This window comes from Paenibacillus dauci (assembly GCF_000971985.1).
GTDB lineage: Bacteria > Bacillota > Bacilli > Paenibacillales > Paenibacillaceae > Saccharibacillus > Saccharibacillus dauci.
Genome location: NZ_LAQQ01000002.1, coordinates 134,967 through 152,926, shown reverse-complemented (window position 1 = coordinate 152,926; position 17,960 = coordinate 134,967). Strand labels below are relative to the sequence as shown.

Annotated in this window: 12 protein-coding genes; 6 read left to right on the top strand and 6 right to left on the bottom strand. The window is 49.8% G+C overall.

The genetic code is table 11. The features are described 5' to 3' along the window. The first annotated feature begins 39 nt into the window (after positions 1 to 39). The 3 genes from WH46_RS14990 (at position 40) to mtnK (ending at position 3,851) form a co-directional block, all read left to right on the top strand. A complete protein-coding gene (locus WH46_RS14990; RefSeq protein WP_046227363.1) occupies positions 40 to 1,569 on the top strand; it encodes a sugar ABC transporter ATP-binding protein in 1,530 nt (509 codons plus the stop codon). Beyond that, entirely contained in the window at positions 1,566 to 2,552 is a 987-nt protein-coding gene (locus WH46_RS14985; RefSeq protein WP_046227362.1) for an ABC transporter permease, read from the top strand. Before WH46_RS14990 ends, WH46_RS14985 begins: the two co-directional genes overlap by 4 nt. 87 nt (positions 2,553 to 2,639) lie before the next feature. Then, the gene (mtnK, locus tag WH46_RS14980; RefSeq protein ID WP_046227361.1) at positions 2,640 to 3,851 is read left to right on the top strand and encodes an S-methyl-5-thioribose kinase; all 1,212 of its coding nucleotides are present in this window, start codon (positions 2,640 to 2,642) and stop codon (positions 3,849 to 3,851) included. Between the two features lie 230 nt (positions 3,852 to 4,081). Here the strand turns inward: mtnK and WH46_RS14975 are convergent, their stop codons facing one another. From WH46_RS14975 to WH46_RS14955, 5 genes are all read right to left on the bottom strand, one after another. Next, entirely contained in the window at positions 4,082 to 7,780 is a 3,699-nt protein-coding gene (locus tag WH46_RS14975; protein WP_046227360.1) for an S-layer homology domain-containing protein, read from the bottom strand. A 284-nt stretch (positions 7,781 to 8,064) separates the two neighbouring features. Beyond that, positions 8,065 to 9,582, bottom strand: a complete 1,518-nt coding sequence (locus WH46_RS14970; protein WP_046227359.1) for an efflux RND transporter periplasmic adaptor subunit — start codon at positions 9,580 to 9,582, stop codon at positions 8,065 to 8,067. Positions 9,583 to 9,659: 77 nt separating this feature from the next. Then, positions 9,660 to 11,225 carry a DHA2 family efflux MFS transporter permease subunit gene (locus tag WH46_RS14965; RefSeq protein ID WP_046227358.1) on the bottom strand — a complete coding sequence of 522 codons (1,566 nt, stop codon included), beginning with the start codon at positions 11,223 to 11,225 and terminating at the stop codon, positions 9,660 to 9,662. A gap of 14 nt (positions 11,226 to 11,239) precedes the next feature. Continuing rightward, on the bottom strand, positions 11,240 to 11,893 hold the full coding sequence (locus tag WH46_RS14960; RefSeq protein WP_046227357.1) for an HlyD family secretion protein: 654 nt from the start codon (positions 11,891 to 11,893) through the stop codon (positions 11,240 to 11,242). Between the two features lie 43 nt (positions 11,894 to 11,936). Beyond that, positions 11,937 to 12,488: a PadR family transcriptional regulator gene (locus WH46_RS14955; RefSeq protein WP_052714249.1), complete on the bottom strand. Its 552-nt coding sequence runs from the start codon at positions 12,486 to 12,488 to the stop codon at positions 11,937 to 11,939. A gap of 271 nt (positions 12,489 to 12,759) precedes the next feature. On the opposite strand from WH46_RS14955, the gene WH46_RS14950 reads away from it, so the two are divergent. After that, a complete protein-coding gene (locus tag WH46_RS14950) occupies positions 12,760 to 13,164 on the top strand; it encodes a hypothetical protein (RefSeq protein ID WP_046227356.1) in 405 nt (134 codons plus the stop codon). Between the two features lie 85 nt (positions 13,165 to 13,249). Here the strand turns inward: WH46_RS14950 and WH46_RS14945 are convergent, their stop codons facing one another. Next, positions 13,250 to 13,954, bottom strand: coding sequence for a GntR family transcriptional regulator (locus WH46_RS14945; protein ID WP_017813309.1), 705 nt, complete (start codon positions 13,952 to 13,954; stop codon positions 13,250 to 13,252). A gap of 202 nt (positions 13,955 to 14,156) precedes the next feature. On the opposite strand from WH46_RS14945, the gene WH46_RS14940 reads away from it, so the two are divergent. Together WH46_RS14940 and bglA are read left to right on the top strand one after the other, a co-directional pair. After that, positions 14,157 to 16,067 (top strand): beta-glucoside-specific PTS transporter subunit IIABC, encoded by a 1,911-nt coding sequence (locus WH46_RS14940; RefSeq protein ID WP_046227355.1) that lies wholly within the window; start codon positions 14,157 to 14,159, stop codon positions 16,065 to 16,067. Between the two features lie 421 nt (positions 16,068 to 16,488). Next, positions 16,489 to 17,928: a 6-phospho-beta-glucosidase BglA gene (gene bglA / locus WH46_RS14935; RefSeq protein WP_046227354.1), complete on the top strand. Its 1,440-nt coding sequence runs from the start codon at positions 16,489 to 16,491 to the stop codon at positions 17,926 to 17,928. The last annotated feature ends 32 nt before the right edge of the window (positions 17,929 to 17,960 follow it).

Below are 17,960 nucleotides of genomic sequence, written 5' to 3'. Positions count from 1 at the left end.
CCTGCCCTTCCGGCAGACGCCACAGAAAGGAGCATCTGCATGACGACCTCCACAGCTTCTACCGATAATCATCTGCATATGAAGGAAATCTACAAATCATTCGCCGGTGTTCCGGCACTCGAAAATGTAGATTTCAGTCTACACAGCGGCGAGATCCATGCGCTGCTGGGCGCCAATGGTGCCGGCAAAAGTACACTGATGAAAATATTATCCGGCGCCTACACCGCCGACCGTGGCCGTATTACGATCGACGGTCAACCCGTGCAGCTGAACTCCCCGGCAGCCGCCAAAGAAGCCGGTATCCAGTGTGTGTATCAGGAAGTCGACACTTCGCTGATTCCCCAGCTGTCGGTGGCCGAGAATATTCTGCTGCACCGGCTGACCAGCTCCAAAGGCAGTCCGATTCTGAACTGGAAATCCCTGTACCGGGATGCGGAAGAAATATTGAGCAGACTCGGCTTTGCCATCTCTGCGCGGCGTCAGGTCAGTGAACTGTCACTGGCAGAAAAACAGCTGGTGCTGATCGCTCGCGTCATGGCGGAGAAAGCACGCTTTGTTATTCTCGATGAACCGACAGCTCCACTCAGTATCGAAGAAGCGGAGCGGCTGTTTGGCATTATGCAGGGACTCAAAGCTCAGGGGATCGGAGTTATCTTTATTTCCCACCGGCTGCCCGAGATTTTCCGGGTATGCGACCGTATTACGGTCATGCGCGATGGACGCCGGGTCAGTACCGTACCTGTAGCAGAGACCAATCCCGGAGAAGTTGTACATACTATGCTGGGACGTGCTTTTGAAGAAGAATATCCCAAAGTATTCACTGAAATCGGTGAACCGCTGCTGACTGTCAGCCATCTGGCTGCTGGTCGTCATGTGCAGGATGTCAGTCTGGACGTATGCCGCGGTGAGATTGTCGCGGTGGTCGGACTCGTCGGCGCCGGCAAGACCGAACTGTCCAAGCTGCTGTTCGGAGCCGAGCAGCCGGAGCGCGGCACTGTCGAGCTGAATGGACGTCCGGTTCGGGCACGCAATCCGCATCAGGCGATCCAGTCCGGAATGGTACTCGTTCCGGAGGAGCGGCGCAAGGAAGGCATTCTGGTCAAGGAATCCGTTCTGCATAATCTGAGTCTGCCGCTGCTGCAGTCGATCACTTCACTCGGCATCATTTCCGGCAGAGCGGAGCGCAAACTGGGCGAAGGGCTAATCTCCTCGCTCGGAATCAAGACATCATCCGGACAGCAGCTGACCGGATACCTGAGCGGCGGTAATCAGCAGAAGGTCGCCATCGGTAAATGGATGGAGACCAATGCCGATATCTTCATTCTAGATGAACCGACCAAAGGCGTCGATATCGGAGCCAAACGCGATATTTTCAACGTAATCGGCAATCTTGCCCAGCAGGGCAAAGGAATATTATATCTAACCTGCGAATTTGATGAAGCGCTTGGTCTGGCGGACCGTATCCTCGTGATGTGCGATGGCCGGATCACCCGCTCTTTCGCTTATGGTGAAGCTTCACAGCAGGATCTGTTATATCATGCCAGCGCAGGCCGGGAGGAACTTGTATGAAATATCAGATTGCCCAATTCTCATATCGCTACGGTGCCCTGATCTTTATCGGTCTGGTGCTTGTCTTCTTCTCTTTGTATAATCAGCACTTTTTCACCTATAACAATATTACCGATATTTTGCGTTCGATCTCTATTGTTACCTTCGTGGCGATTGGTATTACCATCTCGCTGACTGTAGATGGCTTTGACCTGTCGGCAGGCTCAACGGTCTCGCTTACAACCGTCGTCGTCGCTGCGATGATGGTCTGGCATCAGATGCCGCTGATTCTGGTCCTGATTGTACCGCTGATTATCGGCGCACTCGTCGGACTGCTCAACTCGCTGCTGATCGTCAAGATCCGTATTCCCGATCTGCTGGCGACACTGGCTGTCATGTACATTGTCAGCGGAATTCATCGCACGTATACCAAAGGCTATTCCATCTACAACAATATGCAGTTCCAGGATGGAACCAAGGCGCCCGGCGTCATGCTGGACTCCTTTCTCTGGATCGGACAGGGCCGGCTGCTCGGTATTCCGTTTCCGGTTATCCTGATGCTGGTCGCCATCGTTGCCATGCATTTATTTTTCAAATATACGCGTGGTGGTCGCCAGATGATCATGACCGGCAGTAATGAAGAAGCAGCACGTCTGTCCGGACTGCGGGTCAATCGTATTCGTACACTCGCCTATGTCGCTTCCGGCATCTTCGCTGCGATTGGCGGAATTCTCTTCGCTGCCCGTGTCGGTTCCGGTCAGATTGATGCCGGTTCATCGATGCAGATGGATGCGCTCGCTGCCGTTTTTGTCGGCTATTCGGTGTTCGGTGCTGGACGTCCCAACATTATCGGTACCTTTTTTGGAGCTGTGCTGATGGGCGTATTGGTCAACGGGATGACTATGCTGCATGTGGAATACTACACGACAGATATTATCAAAGGCGCTGTGTTGGTACTCGCGCTGGCTGTTACCTTTATCCACCGCAAGCGGCAAAAAGTATAGATACAGGAGACATTCCTACTCCCCGTGAAATACGTACAGTCGTATCACAGTGATTCTATTCTGATCTGCCAAGGAGGCAAATGATCCATGACCACAACTGCTGATTCCATCTACGAACCATTAACCGAAGAGACTGCGATCCAGCTCGCCCGGCGGCTGCAGCTGTTCGCAGCAGATGCTGAGCTAGTCTGCCGCGAAATTGGTGACGGTAATCTGAATCTGGTCTTTCATGTGACTGAACCGGCGGCAGGCAAAGGTGTTATTATCAAGCAGGCGCTCCCCTATGTACGCATTATCGGCGAAGGCTGGCCACTCACGCTGGAACGCGCCCGGATGGAGAGCGAAGCGCTGCGAATCTTTGCCCGCTATGCCCCGGAATATGTACCGGAAGTGTATTATACGGATAATGACTATGCGATTACAGTGATGGAAGATCTGTCGCATCTAACCATTGCACGCACGGGTCTGGCCGAAGGCGCCGTCTATCCGCTGCTGTCGACCCATATTGGTCAGTACATGGCACGTACCTTATACGGTACTTCGGATTATGCGCTGGGTGCAGAGACTCGGCGGGAGCTGGCACTGCAATTTCACAATCCAGAGCTGTGCAAAATTACCGAGAACTTTGTCTTCACCTACCCGCTAATCGATCATGAGAGCAATGTGGTAGAAGAAGGGTTGCGCCCGCTAGCTGAGCAGATTTGGCAGGATGAGCAGCTGCTGCGTGAAGGTGCCAAGCTCAAGCGCCACTTTATGATATCCGCCGAAGCACTGCTGCATGGTGATCTGCATACCGGCAGTATCTTTGCCAGTGAGGAAGAGACCCGGGTAATCGATCCGGAGTTCGCCTTTTATGGACCGATGGGATATGATATCGGACTGTTCATCGCCAATACTCTGCTGTCTGCACTCGCCCGCAGCGAAGATGGCCGGGAGACACTGCTGACTCATATCACCACGGTATGGGACGTATTTGCTGCCGAATTCACTACCCTTTGGCAGCAGGATAATCAGGAGCCATTGGCTGGTGCAGCAGGCTATCTGGATGATGAACTGCTGCGCATTTTCCAGGATGCGGTCGGTTATGCTGGTAGTGAGATGATGCGCCGGGTGATCGGGCTGGCCCATGCCAGAGATATCGAAGCCATACGCGACAATCTCCGCCGTCTGCATATCAAGTCCGCTGCGGCCCTACTGGCACGTGATCTGATCGCGAACCGAGGACACTACAAACGGGCTGCCCAGCTTGTGGAGGCACTGCATCAGGCAGATCGGAACGAGCCATTTTTGCATAGCTGATCCTTTGTTCTTGTCTCGTTTTCATCTATCGTCTCAATACATCGCCTCACCAAACAGCCAATACCCGGACTCCATTATGGAAATCGGGTATTGGCTGTTTGCTTCTATCCAGCAGTGCATAGAGGACGACACACTGGTTCTTTTCTATCCTCCTGTCTATTTGGCTCAAAAAAAATCTCCCGATCGTCTGCTCTTTGGCACAGACGATCGGGAGATGTTCTGTTAAACGTTTAGATCAGTTTGGCAAAGGTCAGAATACGCTCCATCAGTGCGGCTGTCTCTGCACGATTTACCGGAGAGTCCGTATTCAGCAGACCTGCATTTCCTTGTACAATACCCTGTTGTGCAGCAAAACCAACTGCACTGGATGCCCAGCCGGATACCTGATTGGCATCACGGTAAGCCTGGAGCGATGCGCTGCTGCCTGTGCTGGTATCAATATTCGCCAGTTGTATAGCACGTACGAGAATCGCAATGGCTTCCTCACGGCTGATATTACGATCCGGCTTGAATGTACCATCTGCATAACCGGTGAGCAGACCATAATCGGCGGCTGTACCGACATAATCCTGGTACCAGCTTCCGCCGGCTACATCACTGAACGAGCGTCCTGCACCCTGACGATCCACCAGTCCGAATGCACGAACCGCTACAGCTGCGAATTCCGCACGGGTAATATTGCGGTTCGGTTCAAAAGATGCCTGGCTAACCCCTTCAACCACCATCCGGGAAGCCATATCTTCAATAGCTGTACGTCCCCAGTGATTGGCTACATCGGCAAAGCTTTTTTCATTCTCAATCAAAGCATAGGTTCCATTGCTGACCAGACTGTTAATCTGTGCATAATACCGATCCCCGATTTGCGTTACACGGGTCGGTACATGCATAAAGGAAGACTGGTCTTCGTTATAGATAATTCCAGTAGTAATCCGGGATGGATCGAATCCTTCCGGTAGCGGAATCAGACGCTGTGCGTATTGTTCAAAGTTCGGTACCGTTACCTGGGCACCGTCCATACTCGCGGTCACCCCAAAATTGGTGGTCGTGGCATCGATCAATTTCACATTACGCGTGGAAGCTGCACTTTGCAGGCCCTGAGATTGCGCTGTTCCTGCTGGCGAAATGGTAATGGTATACTGCAGATTCTGCAAATTGGCTGCTGTATTATTTTGGGAAGTCAGTGCGGTTACATTCATCTGCTTGGCTGGCAAAATATACTGTCCCCGTTCTGATTGTATTTCGACAGTACCATTGCGATCATCCAGCCATTTGGCGAGAGTGCCATCCAGCTCCGTACGCACGTTACTCACATCTGTTGGTGCCGGAATGACCAGACGGTTACGATCCGAATTATCCAGAGACTGAATCGCCTGATTGCTGTTTACACGGATACGGACAACCGGTATTCCGTTTTGCTGTTCACGGATCACAGTAGCAATCGTCTCTTTGGTTACCGGATCAGCCAGTGGCGTTTCTGTCGTTGGACTGGATGGTGTAGTTGGTGTAGTACCACCTGTATCGCCTGGTGTTGTATTGGAGCCACCTCCACCTCCACCGCCTGAACTGTTATTGTTATCATCGTCACGGCGGGAAGTCACGGTAACATTAATAGTGACTGTCTTGCCCTGATAATCCGCTACAATAGCTGCTGTACCTGCATTGACTGCTCGAATTAAGCCATTAGCATCTACAGTAGCTACGCCCGGATTGGACGATGTATACGTCAGGCCTTCCGTGATAGTTTTAACTGTACCATCATCGTAAACGGCCTGAATGACGGTCTGCTCGGTATCTCTCTGTCTGATCGTATACTCGGTACGATCGGTAGACAGGCTTGTTACGACCGGATCGGCAGTAACCGTTACATTGATACCCAAGGACTTGCCACCATACTGCGCGGTAATCGTGGCAGTACCTTTGCCGGCAGCTGTAATTAATCCACCTGCTCTGACAGATGCTACATTCGGATTGGATGAGCTGTAGTAGACATCCTGCGTTACCGTTTTGACAGTGCCATCATCATAGACAGCCTGAATGACGGTCTGCTGGGTCGTTCCTTTTTTTAACGTGTACTCTGTCTGATTGGTAAACAGGTTCGTAACAACCGGATCAACTGTAACCGTTACATTGATGCCCAAGGATTTTCCGCCATACTGAGCTGTAATCGTGGCAGCACCTTTGCCGACAGCTGTAATTAATCCACCTGCTCTGACAGATGCTACATTCGGATTGGATGAGCTGTAGTAGACTTCCTGGGTTACGGTTTTAACAGATCCGTCATCATAAACGGCCTGAATAACAGTCTGCTGGGTATCTCCCTGTTTTAATGTGTACTCTGTCTGATTGGTAGACAGGTTCGTAATAACCGGCGGAGTATAGGTTACATTGACGGCTGCTTGGGCGCTGGAGCCGTTATACACCGCTGTAATCACAGTGTTGCCCTGAGTATTACCGGTAACCAGACCTGTAGCATTAACCGAGGCAATACCCGGATTGGCTGAGCTAAAGGTTACACCGCTGGTTACGGTATACAGCTCGCCTGTCTCCTCATAAACAGCCTGTACGGTTGTCTGATGGGTAGTACCCAGCTTCAGATTGTAAGCATTGCTATCCAGCGTCAATGGTGGAATCGCGTTGGTTGTAAATGCCTGCGTCTGAGCAGCATAAGTCGTTCCATACGCATCTACGGCATATGCCCGATACGTATAACTGGTAGAGGGCAACAGATTGGTTGGTTTTACCGTAAAAGCGCCGATTCCCGTCTGTGTACTGGCATATCTGGTTACGGTATTGTTAGCTGTTCTTGTTACTACAATACCTTTTTCCACAACAGGAGTTTTGCCTTCTAACTGCACTTCACCTGCCAGTTGCACGGATCTGGAAGTGAGCAGTGTAGCCGCTCCTGTAGCGACGAGCGGTGCTGCCTGCAGCGTCCATGTTTCGTTAATAATCGCACCTGATGAACCAAATCCACCAAAAGAAAGGATCTGGTCATGCGTTGGATCATACAGCATGCCGATATGTCCACGGACGCTTGTGGTTAGATTACGCTGGGTCCATGTACTGCCGGTCCAAAACCAGGTATCTCCGGTCATCTGACCGGAACCCGGTATCTCTCCACCAAACAGAATGACATTGGCTCCATCATAAGCAAGTCCATAAGCCATTCGTATAGGAGGACTTGTAGACGGAGCCTGCTGGGCCCAATTCGTACCGTTCCATGTCCAGGTATCATTGAGATATCCTGATGTCGCATTACCGCCAAACATCAGTAGATTACCACTGACCGGATCATACGTCATCTGTCCAAAGTTACGGGCAGAAGGTAAAGTAGCCGGAGACTGAATAATCCAGTCACTTCCGTTCCATGTCCATGTTTCATTAGACCTGCCACTGCCTGTTATACCACCAAACAAAACGATGTTATTACGAGTCTGATCTGTCGCCATATAAGGTGTACCACGTGGAGTAGGGTTATGAGCCGGACTCAATTGCTGCCAGTTACTGCCGGTCCATGCCCAGGTATCTCCCAGATATCCGCTCGGGCTGTCTCCTCCAAACATAATAATCCGCTGGGAAATAGGGTCATACGCCATACCGCCACCGCTGCGACGGTTTGGAACATTAGTTGGGCTCAGCTGCTGCCAGTTGGTACCATCCCACTGCCAGGTGTCATTAAGCTGATTGGTGCTTCCACCCACATATCCGCCAAACATCAGTACTTTTCCTGTAGCCGGATTGTACGCCATTAATGGAGCAGTACGACCTGCAGGTACAGTAGCTGGAAAACGCTGAGTCCATGCATAGTTACCATTAGTTGCCGCTGAAGCAGTAGATGCTCCGCTGAAAAAGCCGGAAGGTAAAGTGATTACCAGAAGAAATGACAATAGCAGTAACATCGACTTTCGAATACCCCGGGCATTGGACAATAGATTCTAGCCTCCTATGTGTATATGATCTAGAAAAATATGTTTATAATGTATATTTAAAACAAAATATCATGAAAAAAACATATAATTTACATAATAAATAATTAATTTTATGTATGGAGTAATCGAGACGCTTTTTACCGTCGTTATCCGAATCAACATCTTCCTACCAACGATTAGATGAAAATGAAATAGATAACCCATAGCAAAAACTCCAAACCCGCCTGGGGTCTGGAGTTTGGATACAATTGGATCAAGTATGTCTTGAACGATTATTGGTAATTTTAACTATTCGCGGCCACCTGAATAGTGACATCGTCACCCAGCAGCGCCAGGTTATTGGAAATCACCCGATCTCCGGCTGCCAGTCCTTTGCTTACAAGTGCCTGAGAGCCTGTAACGGTGGAGACTGTTACCGGTTTGCGTACAGCTTTTCCTTTGACGGCTACATAGACGTAGGATTGGTTGCCATCTTTGAGGATCGCTTTGGATGGAATAATAATCCCTTCTTTGGCGTCATCTCCAACAAAGCTGACATCCGCCAGCATTCCTGTTTTGAGCTGGCCACCCGGGTTGGTAACTGCTACTTCAACTGGATAGCCATTGCCTGCAGCATCCATTGGATTAATATTTTTCACTTTGCCGTTCGCTACAATACCGGAGGACGCTACATTGACCTGTACACGGTCACCGGCTTGAATACCGTTAATCTCTTCTGCAGGTACATAGATCAGGATATTCACTGTATCCAGATTGGCAATAACCAGTGAGGGAGCAGCCGAAGATACCATTTCGCCTGCTTCTACATTTTTGGTGACGACAATGCCGTTAATCGGCGATTTGACGACCGCGTTATCAAGTGCATCACGAGCAATATCGATATTGACCTGCGCTTGCGATACCTTTTGCTGGCTCGCTTCGACACCAGCGGTACTCTGGGATACTTCCAGCTGACGCTGGGCATTGTTATAGCCTTCGCTGGCATTGGCATAGCTGCTGTTGGCATTCTCATATGCAGACTGTGCGGTAGCCAGCCCCTTTTGTGCAGTCGCCTGGGCATTGCGCGCGGCTTCCAGTTGTTCCTGGGCGTTGGCGCGTGCATTGACTGCATTATCATACGCCGTCTGGGCACTAACAACGGCTGCTTGTGCCTGCTCCAGCTGCGCCTGCGTCGCCAGTCCGTTATCTGCTAGCGATTGGGTGCGTGTCAGTGTAGACTTGGCGGTAGCCAGCGCTTCCTGAGTCTGCTTGATGGTATTGCCTGCAGTAGAGATCGCTGTCTGCGCCTGCTTGGCAGCTGTATTGGCCTGGTTGATTGCAGCCTGAGCCTGGTTGATGCCGTTTTGAGCCTGGGTGATAGCGCTCTTGGACGAAATAATGCCGTTCTTGGAACTGACCAGACCCGACGATGCGGAGACGACGCCCGTTTCACGGGAGCTCTCAGCTGTCTTGACGCCTGCCTGTGCCGCCTTGGCATCGGACTCGGCAATCTTCAGCTTGTTGCGCAGATCATCGTCATCCAGTCGAAACAGAACCTGACCGGGTTTAACCTCAGCACCGACATCAACGGTGACATTATCCACTTTGCCAGCGATTTTGGGCATGATATTGACAGTCGCCGAAGGGTTGACCGTACCTGTATAGATACTTCCCTGACCCAGCATCCCCTTTTGGGCCTGGCTTACCTTGACGGTGACATTCATAGCCTGCGCCGCTTGGTTATTGCCCGTAGAGCATCCTGCCAGCAGGGTGGTGCTCAGTACAAGAGCAGCTGCAGTAACTTCCCATTTTCTTTGTCTCATTGCTCGCTTCCCTTTCTTTCTGTGATGGCTGATTTCGATTTTATTTTTATTTTATAACGCGACAGATATCGCTCCGATCAGGCCTGAGCAGGTACTTCGTCGGTAATGACGATTTCTTTTTTCTTCTTTTTCCGGCTGATAAATAGCAGCATCAGCGGCAGACAGCAGAACAGCGGAATCGAAGACAGCAGGAACGTATCGGCAATTCCCCGTGAAGCAGCATCCAGCGAGATCAGACCTGTTGTGCTGGACAGCCAGGAGCTGCCGAGTACCGATTGCAGATATTGCCCGCCTTCGGCCGTAACCGATTCAGCGATATGCTGGCTGTGCAGGGCTGTACGATTCTGCATGATAAAGGTAAAAATGGCGATCGCCATCGAACCGGCCAGCGTACGAATAAGATTCGATGCTGCTGAGGCACTGCTTACTTTGGCGGCGGATACTTCTTCCGCTATAGCGTTCATACCGACCGTCGACAGCGGCATCAGGCAGAGACCGATCCCCATTCCGCGCACGACCATGACCGTCTCGAACCAGAACCGTGAGGTCTGCGGAGTCAGTGTGTGCAGATGATAGGTCATTACGCTGGTCAGTGTCAGACCGAACAGACAGAGCGGTACGATACCGATCTTGTCCACCAGCTTGCCTGCGATTGGCATCATTAGCGCCATCGCTACCGCCTGCGGCAGCAGGATCAGACCGGTGCTGATCGCCGAATACGATTGAATATTTTGCAAAAAGAGCGGTGCCAGGAAGGTTCCTCCCATCATGCCCATCATGACAAAGCTGGAAGCCACTACACTGATCGTGAACTTGTAATTTTTGAATAAAGAAATATCGATAACTGCGTTATCCTTGCCGCGCTCCACAAAAATCAGGAAAACCAGCGACCAGAAAGCGATAAACAGCAGACCGACAATCTTGAACGACGTCCAGCCGGACGAAGCGCCGTTGGACAGTGCATACAGCAATGTGCCTGCACATGTCGCCGATAGCAGGAAGCCTATCAGATCGAACTTGATCGGCTGGTTCTTCGGCGGTTCCTTGATTAACAGGAAGATCATCAGAATAGCGAACAAGGCAATCGGCACACAGGCGATAAACAGAAAACGCCAGTTAAACCACTCAATAAGATAACCACTGAGCGTCGGTCCAATGGCCGGCGCCGCCATTGCCGCTATGCCCCACAGACCCACGGCAAAGCCGATCTGTTCACGCAGCATAATTTTGTAGACGATCGTCATACTGAGCGGCATAATGAGTCCGCCGCCAAGACCTGCGAGAATCCGTGCGGCGATCAGTGACATATCATTCCAGGCGAAGGCACAAATCAGTGTACCTATTGTAAATACCGACAACGCCAGTATCATAAATTTCTTGTAGCCGATCCGCTGCTCCATAAATCCGGTAATCGGTACGATAATCCCCGAAGCGAGCGTATAGCCGGTAATAACCCACTGAATGCGTGTCGTAGTTGAACCCAGATCCGTAGTAAGCTGGGGAATAGCGACGTTGATCAGACTGTTATTGAGTACCGCAACAAAGGTACCCAGTACAATCGACCAGAAGGCAAACCAGCGTTCTTTGGATGTCAGGCTATCGGTTGTTGCGGCAGGAGCGGCGTTTAGAGTTTCTGCAGACACATCGACGCCCCCTTTTATGAAGTATGAATCTTGACTTCCACATTGGTGCCCGGGATCAGCTTCATACCTTCCGGCACATTCAGTGCGATTTCCACCGGAATACGCTGGGTGACTTTGTTAAAGTTACCACTGGTGTTGGTCGCCGGAATCACGGAAAAGACCGAGTTGGACGCTTGCCCCACTTTGCGGACTTTTCCCTGGATCATCTGGTCGCCGGCAGCATCCAGTGTAATATCGACAACCGCTCCCAGCTTAATACGGCTGATATCGGTCTCTTCGATATTGGTCGTTACATACAGATTGTTCATATCGACCATGATCGCTACAGCAGCGCTGGGGGAAGCAATCTCATGCTCTTTGGCATTCAGCTTGATTACGGTTCCGCTGATCGGTGCGCGTACAATCGATTTGCTGATCACACTGGCATCGAGTCCGGATACATCCTGTTCGGCGATCGGCTCGTTTTGCTTCAGCACGTCGCCTTCTTCCACATCAATATGGTTCAACCGGGCTGTCAGCTGCGGCATTACCTTGTACTGATCGGCCGCAATGCGGGCATCATCAGTTTTTACAAAATGCGCTCCCTGGTACCAATAGTAGTAACCGAGCGCTCCACCACTCACAATGAGCAGCACAATAAGAACCCATAGGGTAATCTTCTTTCTCACAACTTCCACCTCGGACTTGTATATTTGCCAATCATGCTGTGGGTCAGGCGCGGTCTTCCTGCATCCGGCTAATGACTCCCAGTAAATCTTTGAGATTATCCAGTTCGTGTGTGCGACCGGATCGTCCATAACGTATCAGAAATTCATAACATTCCTCGTAACCGGCCTCGATATTCACAGGCCGCCAGGAAGCAGTACGCTCTTTCATATCCTCCAGCTCCTGTTCCTTCTGCGCAATCGCTTCGGTCAGCATGAACTGGATACGCTCGATATCGACCAGTTTGACAAAAAACAGCGGTGCCAGTAGTGAGCGGATATCTTTGGGGTTTTTGAAGCTTTTGTAGATCATATCCTTGAGTGCCTCACGGCCGTTCTCGGTAATCGCATAATTGCTCTTATCCGGATGACCTTCGGACTGGACCGTTTCTACCTTGTCCAAATATCCCTTTTTGTGGAGGGCATCGAAATTGTAGTACAGATTGCCGTCGGTAATGCTGACGGTATTGCTTGTGTTTTCCAAAATCCGTTTCTTGATGTCATAAGGGTGTCGCTCTTCATGCCATAGCGAACCCAGAATATAAATTTGTAGAGACAAAACATTCCCCTTTCTACTCTTCTTGTCCGGTTTGTTTCTGATGGAACAATAGTGTACTTTTTACCTCTTCACTCTGCCTAGAGTACTCTGTACAGAGTATGTCTGTTGATTAATATACTCACTTTTGAATTAGCTGTCAATCTATTTAGGTAACCTATTTATTTGAAAGTAGGATTTTTGGATAAGCGTTATTTGCTATTTACTGAATTTCTGTTTTATCTTTTTATATAGAAAAATGAAATCTTAAAATAATAGAACCGGGAGGCAGCGAATGATTTATTACTATTATGTATTTATCCTGCTGTCTGCTTTTTTTAGTGGATATGGGATATTTCAATTCTGGCCTGCTTCGGAGCAGTATAATGACTTTCTTCTATTTAATGATGTATCTACAGCCGCTGTATTTCTGCCTTCTTTCTGGATTATAGGGTTTTCACTGATCGCCCAACTCTTCCTTTATTATCTGACTCCCAAGAAAAATATTTATTTGACGATACTATTGCTTTACATACTGAATTTCACTGCTTTGTTTTTTATCGCCGGCTACAGCATCCATACTTTTCTCGGCATGATTGTTCTTGTTACTACTTCTGCTGTTGGGCTTGTGCATTTGGGTATAGCGATCCTGCTTCATCCCTTGTTCCGCAGCAAGCTGCATTTCGCTCCATTTGCATAAGCGTCTATTCCTGTCATCACAAAAAGACTCCAATCCCTGTCTGCGGATTGGAGTCTTTTTGATAGCAAATCGTCTTCTTCTACTGTTATTGCCCATTGGCCTGAATAAAGAACTGGGCCTGAATATAGTTATACGTCAGCCGGGAAAAGTCGAACGGCTGTCCATTGGACAGATGGAAAATAGTCTCCACATCCATTTTGGGATCACCTTTTTGCAGCCCCAGATACTGTGCTTCTTCTTCATTCAGCTTGTCGATATGCAAATAGGAGTCCGAGAAGCCGATCTTCTGACCCAGAGCATCACGGATATAATCGAAGATCGAATCGGTGGCAATCTCGTTGTTCAGATACGTTACGATCGACTTGTTGTAATACGATTCCTCTACACAGAGCGTCTGCTCATAAATGTAACGAATACGCTTTACATGGTATACATCCTGTTCCTGATCGATATTCAGGTTCTGGGCAACCTCACGGCTTGGCTTGCGGATATCCAGCTCCAGCACTTTCGATGTAATCGGGAAGCTCTCCAGATCCCGGGTGAATCCCTGATTGGACAGCAGGCTGATATAGCCTTTGCGCCGGTGTCTCCGCACGAAGATTCCGCTGCCGCGTACCTGGAAAATAACACCCTTCTCCTCCAGCAGCTCCAGCGACTTGATAATGGTACTCTTGCTGACCCCGAACTGGATCATCAGTTCATCCAGCACCGGCAGCTTGTCGCCCTGCTGCAGCGCATGATCCTGAATGTATTTTTCGATTTCATTGGCAATGTGCTGATATTTTAGCATGTGCATTCCTCTTTGTCTGGTTGATCTCCTGCATTATCCAGATTGTAACACAGGGCGCCTCAAAGCTCATTCCCCCATCATCCTTAAAAGGAATGGGACGAATTTTCTTGCTGACTGAATCATTATACCATTATTCGGGTATTGATAAATTATACCGTTATAATTATAATATGAAGGTATAAAGTGTGAGGAGGCGATATCCATGTCGGGAAAAGTGAGAGATTATCCGAAGCTGGCTAAAGATATTCTGGAAGCGGTAGGTGGCGAGAGCAATGTAACAGGCGCTACACGCTGCGCTACCAGACTTCGTCTTGTACTGAAGCAATCCAGTCCACAGGCCAAAGAAGCTGTAGCTTCCATGCCGGGCGTAATTACTGTCGTCGAGAATGCCGGACAATTTCAGGTCGTGATCGGTCAGCATGTGGGCGAAGTATACGATGAATTTGCCAAACTGGTGAATCTGGATACAGCCGACGAACAGACTGAACATAAAGGCACAATTCTCAACCGCATTATTGCGACCATGTCTGCTGTATTTGCTCCTTTTGTATACATACTCGCAGCAGCCGGGATTATGCAGGGACTGCTGATTATTGCGAATCTACTGTTTGCCGGATTTGCCGAGACGGGCACTTACCAGGTGATCAGCTTTATCTCGTGGGCACCATTTACCTTCCTGCCGATCTTTATTGCGATTACAGCAGCCAAGCATTTTAAGACCAATACGTATATAGCCGTAGCCTGCTGTGCTGCACTGGTCAGTCCTACCTGGGCCGAGATGGCTGCCCAGATCGCTGATGGAGGAAGCGTCAACTTCCTCGGTATTGCTTTGACCGAGACGACGTATACGTCTTCCGTACTGCCTCCGCTGTTCCTGGTGTGGATTCTGTCTTATCTGGAACGCTTCCTCAACAAGCGGATGAACGAGATTATTCGCCCATTATTTGTTCCTTTGTTATGTATGCTGGTTATGGTTCCACTGACAATTGTACTGATTGGACCGATTACTACACTTGGTGCCAACGGCATTGCAAACGGATACAATTTCCTGGCTGAAAATGCGCCTGCTCTGGCCGGCGCGATTATCGGCGGATTCTGGCAGGTAATCGTCATCTTCGGCGTACACTGGGGCGTAACGCCGATGGTACTTGCCAACTTTGAACAGTATGGTCGGGATTCCTTCCAGGCGTACCAGACGATTGCAGTTGTCGCCCAGATCGGTGCCGTACTCGGTGTTATCCTTAAGTCCCGCAATCAGGAGACCCGCAAGATTGGTATCTCCGCCGGGGTGACCGGACTATTCGGCATTACCGAGCCGGCAATTTATGGCGTTACCCTACGCTTCAAAAAGCCGATGATCTTCGGCTGTATCTCCGGTGCAGTCGGTGCCGTAGTGGCAAGTTTCTTTAACCCGTATTATTTTGCCTATGCGGGTCTGCCGGGACCACTGACTATCGTTAACAGTATCAATGCCGATTATCCTACATCCGTCTGGGGCATTCTGATTGGAGCGGCAATTGCAATTGTACTGCCGGTTATTCTGATCCAGATCTTCGGTTATGGCGTTGATGAAGCCAAGGCTTCCGGCGACAGCAATCTGGTAGAGCAGCAGGGACAGACAGGTCCTGCTCAGCAGAACGACAGTGATATTCCCGCTGGTGAAGAGAATATTGCTTCGCCCCTGCGCGGCAGAATCATCCCGCTCACCGACGTACCGGACGAGGCATTTAGCTCCGGCGCTATGGGTTCCGGTCTTGCCATCGAACCCTCCGACAATAAGCTGTATGCTCCATTTGATGGAACGGTAGCCACGATTGCACCAACCCGTCATGCGATCGGATTACGCTCCAACACGGGTGTTGAGCTATTCGTCCATATCGGTCTGGATACCGTCAAGCTCAAAGGCGCACCTTTTACCCTCAAGGTGCAGGACGGCGATACCTTCCGCAAAGGCGACCTGTTACTCGAATTCGATAAAGAGCTGATCCAGCGCGAGGGCATTCCGACGATTACCCCCGTCCTGGTCACCAATGCTTTCGATTACAAGGAAATCGTCGTCGGTACCCTGGAAAATGCAACCACCGACGCTGACATCCTGACCGTTGTCCGTTAAATGAAGATGTATCGCTATGCGCACAACTTTATAACCGTACACACCAAGCAACATTAGTCCTGCATTTGAAAAGCTGCGAAACCAGCTCAAACATCAGTTTCACTAATCAGATAGCTATTCTTTTAATTCTTAATATATTGACCTTCATACAAAAAGGTTACTACCATGTATCAAGCTCACTCTCCGCACAGAGCGCAGGAAAGAGAATTCTGCCAGCGCCCGACATTTAAGAACAGGGATCGACCGCTACGGCGGTCATTCAAGATCCCTGTTCTTAACCGGAGGAAGCGGCAGAATCTCTTTCCGAAGCGGAGCACAGTACCCAACACCGAGACACTATTCAGCACTCGTAATCGTTCAAGCTATCCCAGCAAAATCAGCTCAATAAAAAGAGACCCACTTGGATCAGGAGGAAATCATCATGACACAATTACCAGCAGACTTTCTATGGGGCGGCGCACTCGCTGCCCATCAATTCGAGGGCGGATGGAACGCAGGTGGCAAAGGCCCAAGCGTTGTCGACGTAATGACTGCCGGTGCACACGGTGTACCTCGCCGCATTACCGATACTGTCGAAGAAGGTACCTTTTACCCGAATCATGAAGCGATCGACTTTTACCATCGCTACAAGGAAGATATCGCATTGTTTGCCGAAATGGGATTGAAATGCCTGCGTACCTCGATCGGCTGGAGCCGCATTTTCCCGCAAGGCATCGAGGAGACGCCAAATGAAGAAGGGCTGCAGTTCTACGATGATGTATTCGACGAGCTGCTCAAACATGGCATCGAGCCGGTCATCACTCTATCCCACTTTGAGATGCCGCTCTATCTGGCACGCGAATACGGTGGATTCCGTAGCCGCAAAGTGATCGATTGTTTTGTACGCTTTGCGGAAGTCTGCTTTGACCGGTACAAGAACAAAGTGAAATACTGGATGACTTTTAACGAAATCAATAACAAAATGGATGTGAATAATCCACTGTTCCTGTGGACCAACTCCGGTGTGATGGTTCAAGAAGGCGAGAATTCCAAAGAAGTGATGTACCAGGCCAGTCACCATGAACTGGTAGCCAGTGCACTGGCTGTTGCCAAAGGCAAAGCGATCAATCCGGATTTCCAGATCGGCGCCATGGTCTCCCATGTACCCATCTATCCGTACTCTTCCAATCCCGAAGACGTAATGCTGGCAGAAGAAGAAATGAGACAGCGCTACTTCTTCCCGGATGTACATGTGCGCGGCTACTATCCAAGCTATGCCCTCAAGGAATTTGAACGCGAAGGCTACAACATCGTGTTCGAAGAAGGTGATGATGAGATTCTGCGCAACGGAACCGTCGATTATCTGGGCTTCAGCTACTACATGTCGACTACCGTCAAAAGTGATGTGAATAACGACAATACCGGCGATATCGTGAACGGCGGGCTGCCGAACAGCGTAGCCAATCCGTATATCCAGTCCAGTGACTGGGGCTGGGCGATTGATCCGACCGGTCTGCGTTATACGCTCAACCGCTTCTATGACCGCTACCAGATTCCATTATTTATTGTGGAAAATGGATTCGGCGCAATCGATACCGTCGAGGAAGATGGCTCGATCCATGACCACGCCCGCATTGAATATCTCAAATCCCATATCGAAGCCCTGGAGAAAGCCGTCACTTATGATGGTGTGGATCTGCTTGGTTATACCCCTTGGGGCATTATCGATATCGTGTCATTTACCACCGGCGAGATGAAAAAACGCTATGGCATGATCTATGTAGATCGGGATAATGAAGGCAACGGCTCGATGGAGCGGTACAAAAAAGATTCCTTCGCATGGTACAAACAGGTGATTGCGAGTCGCGGAGAACAGCTGTAACTACGGGGACCGCTGTATCCTTACAGGAATAA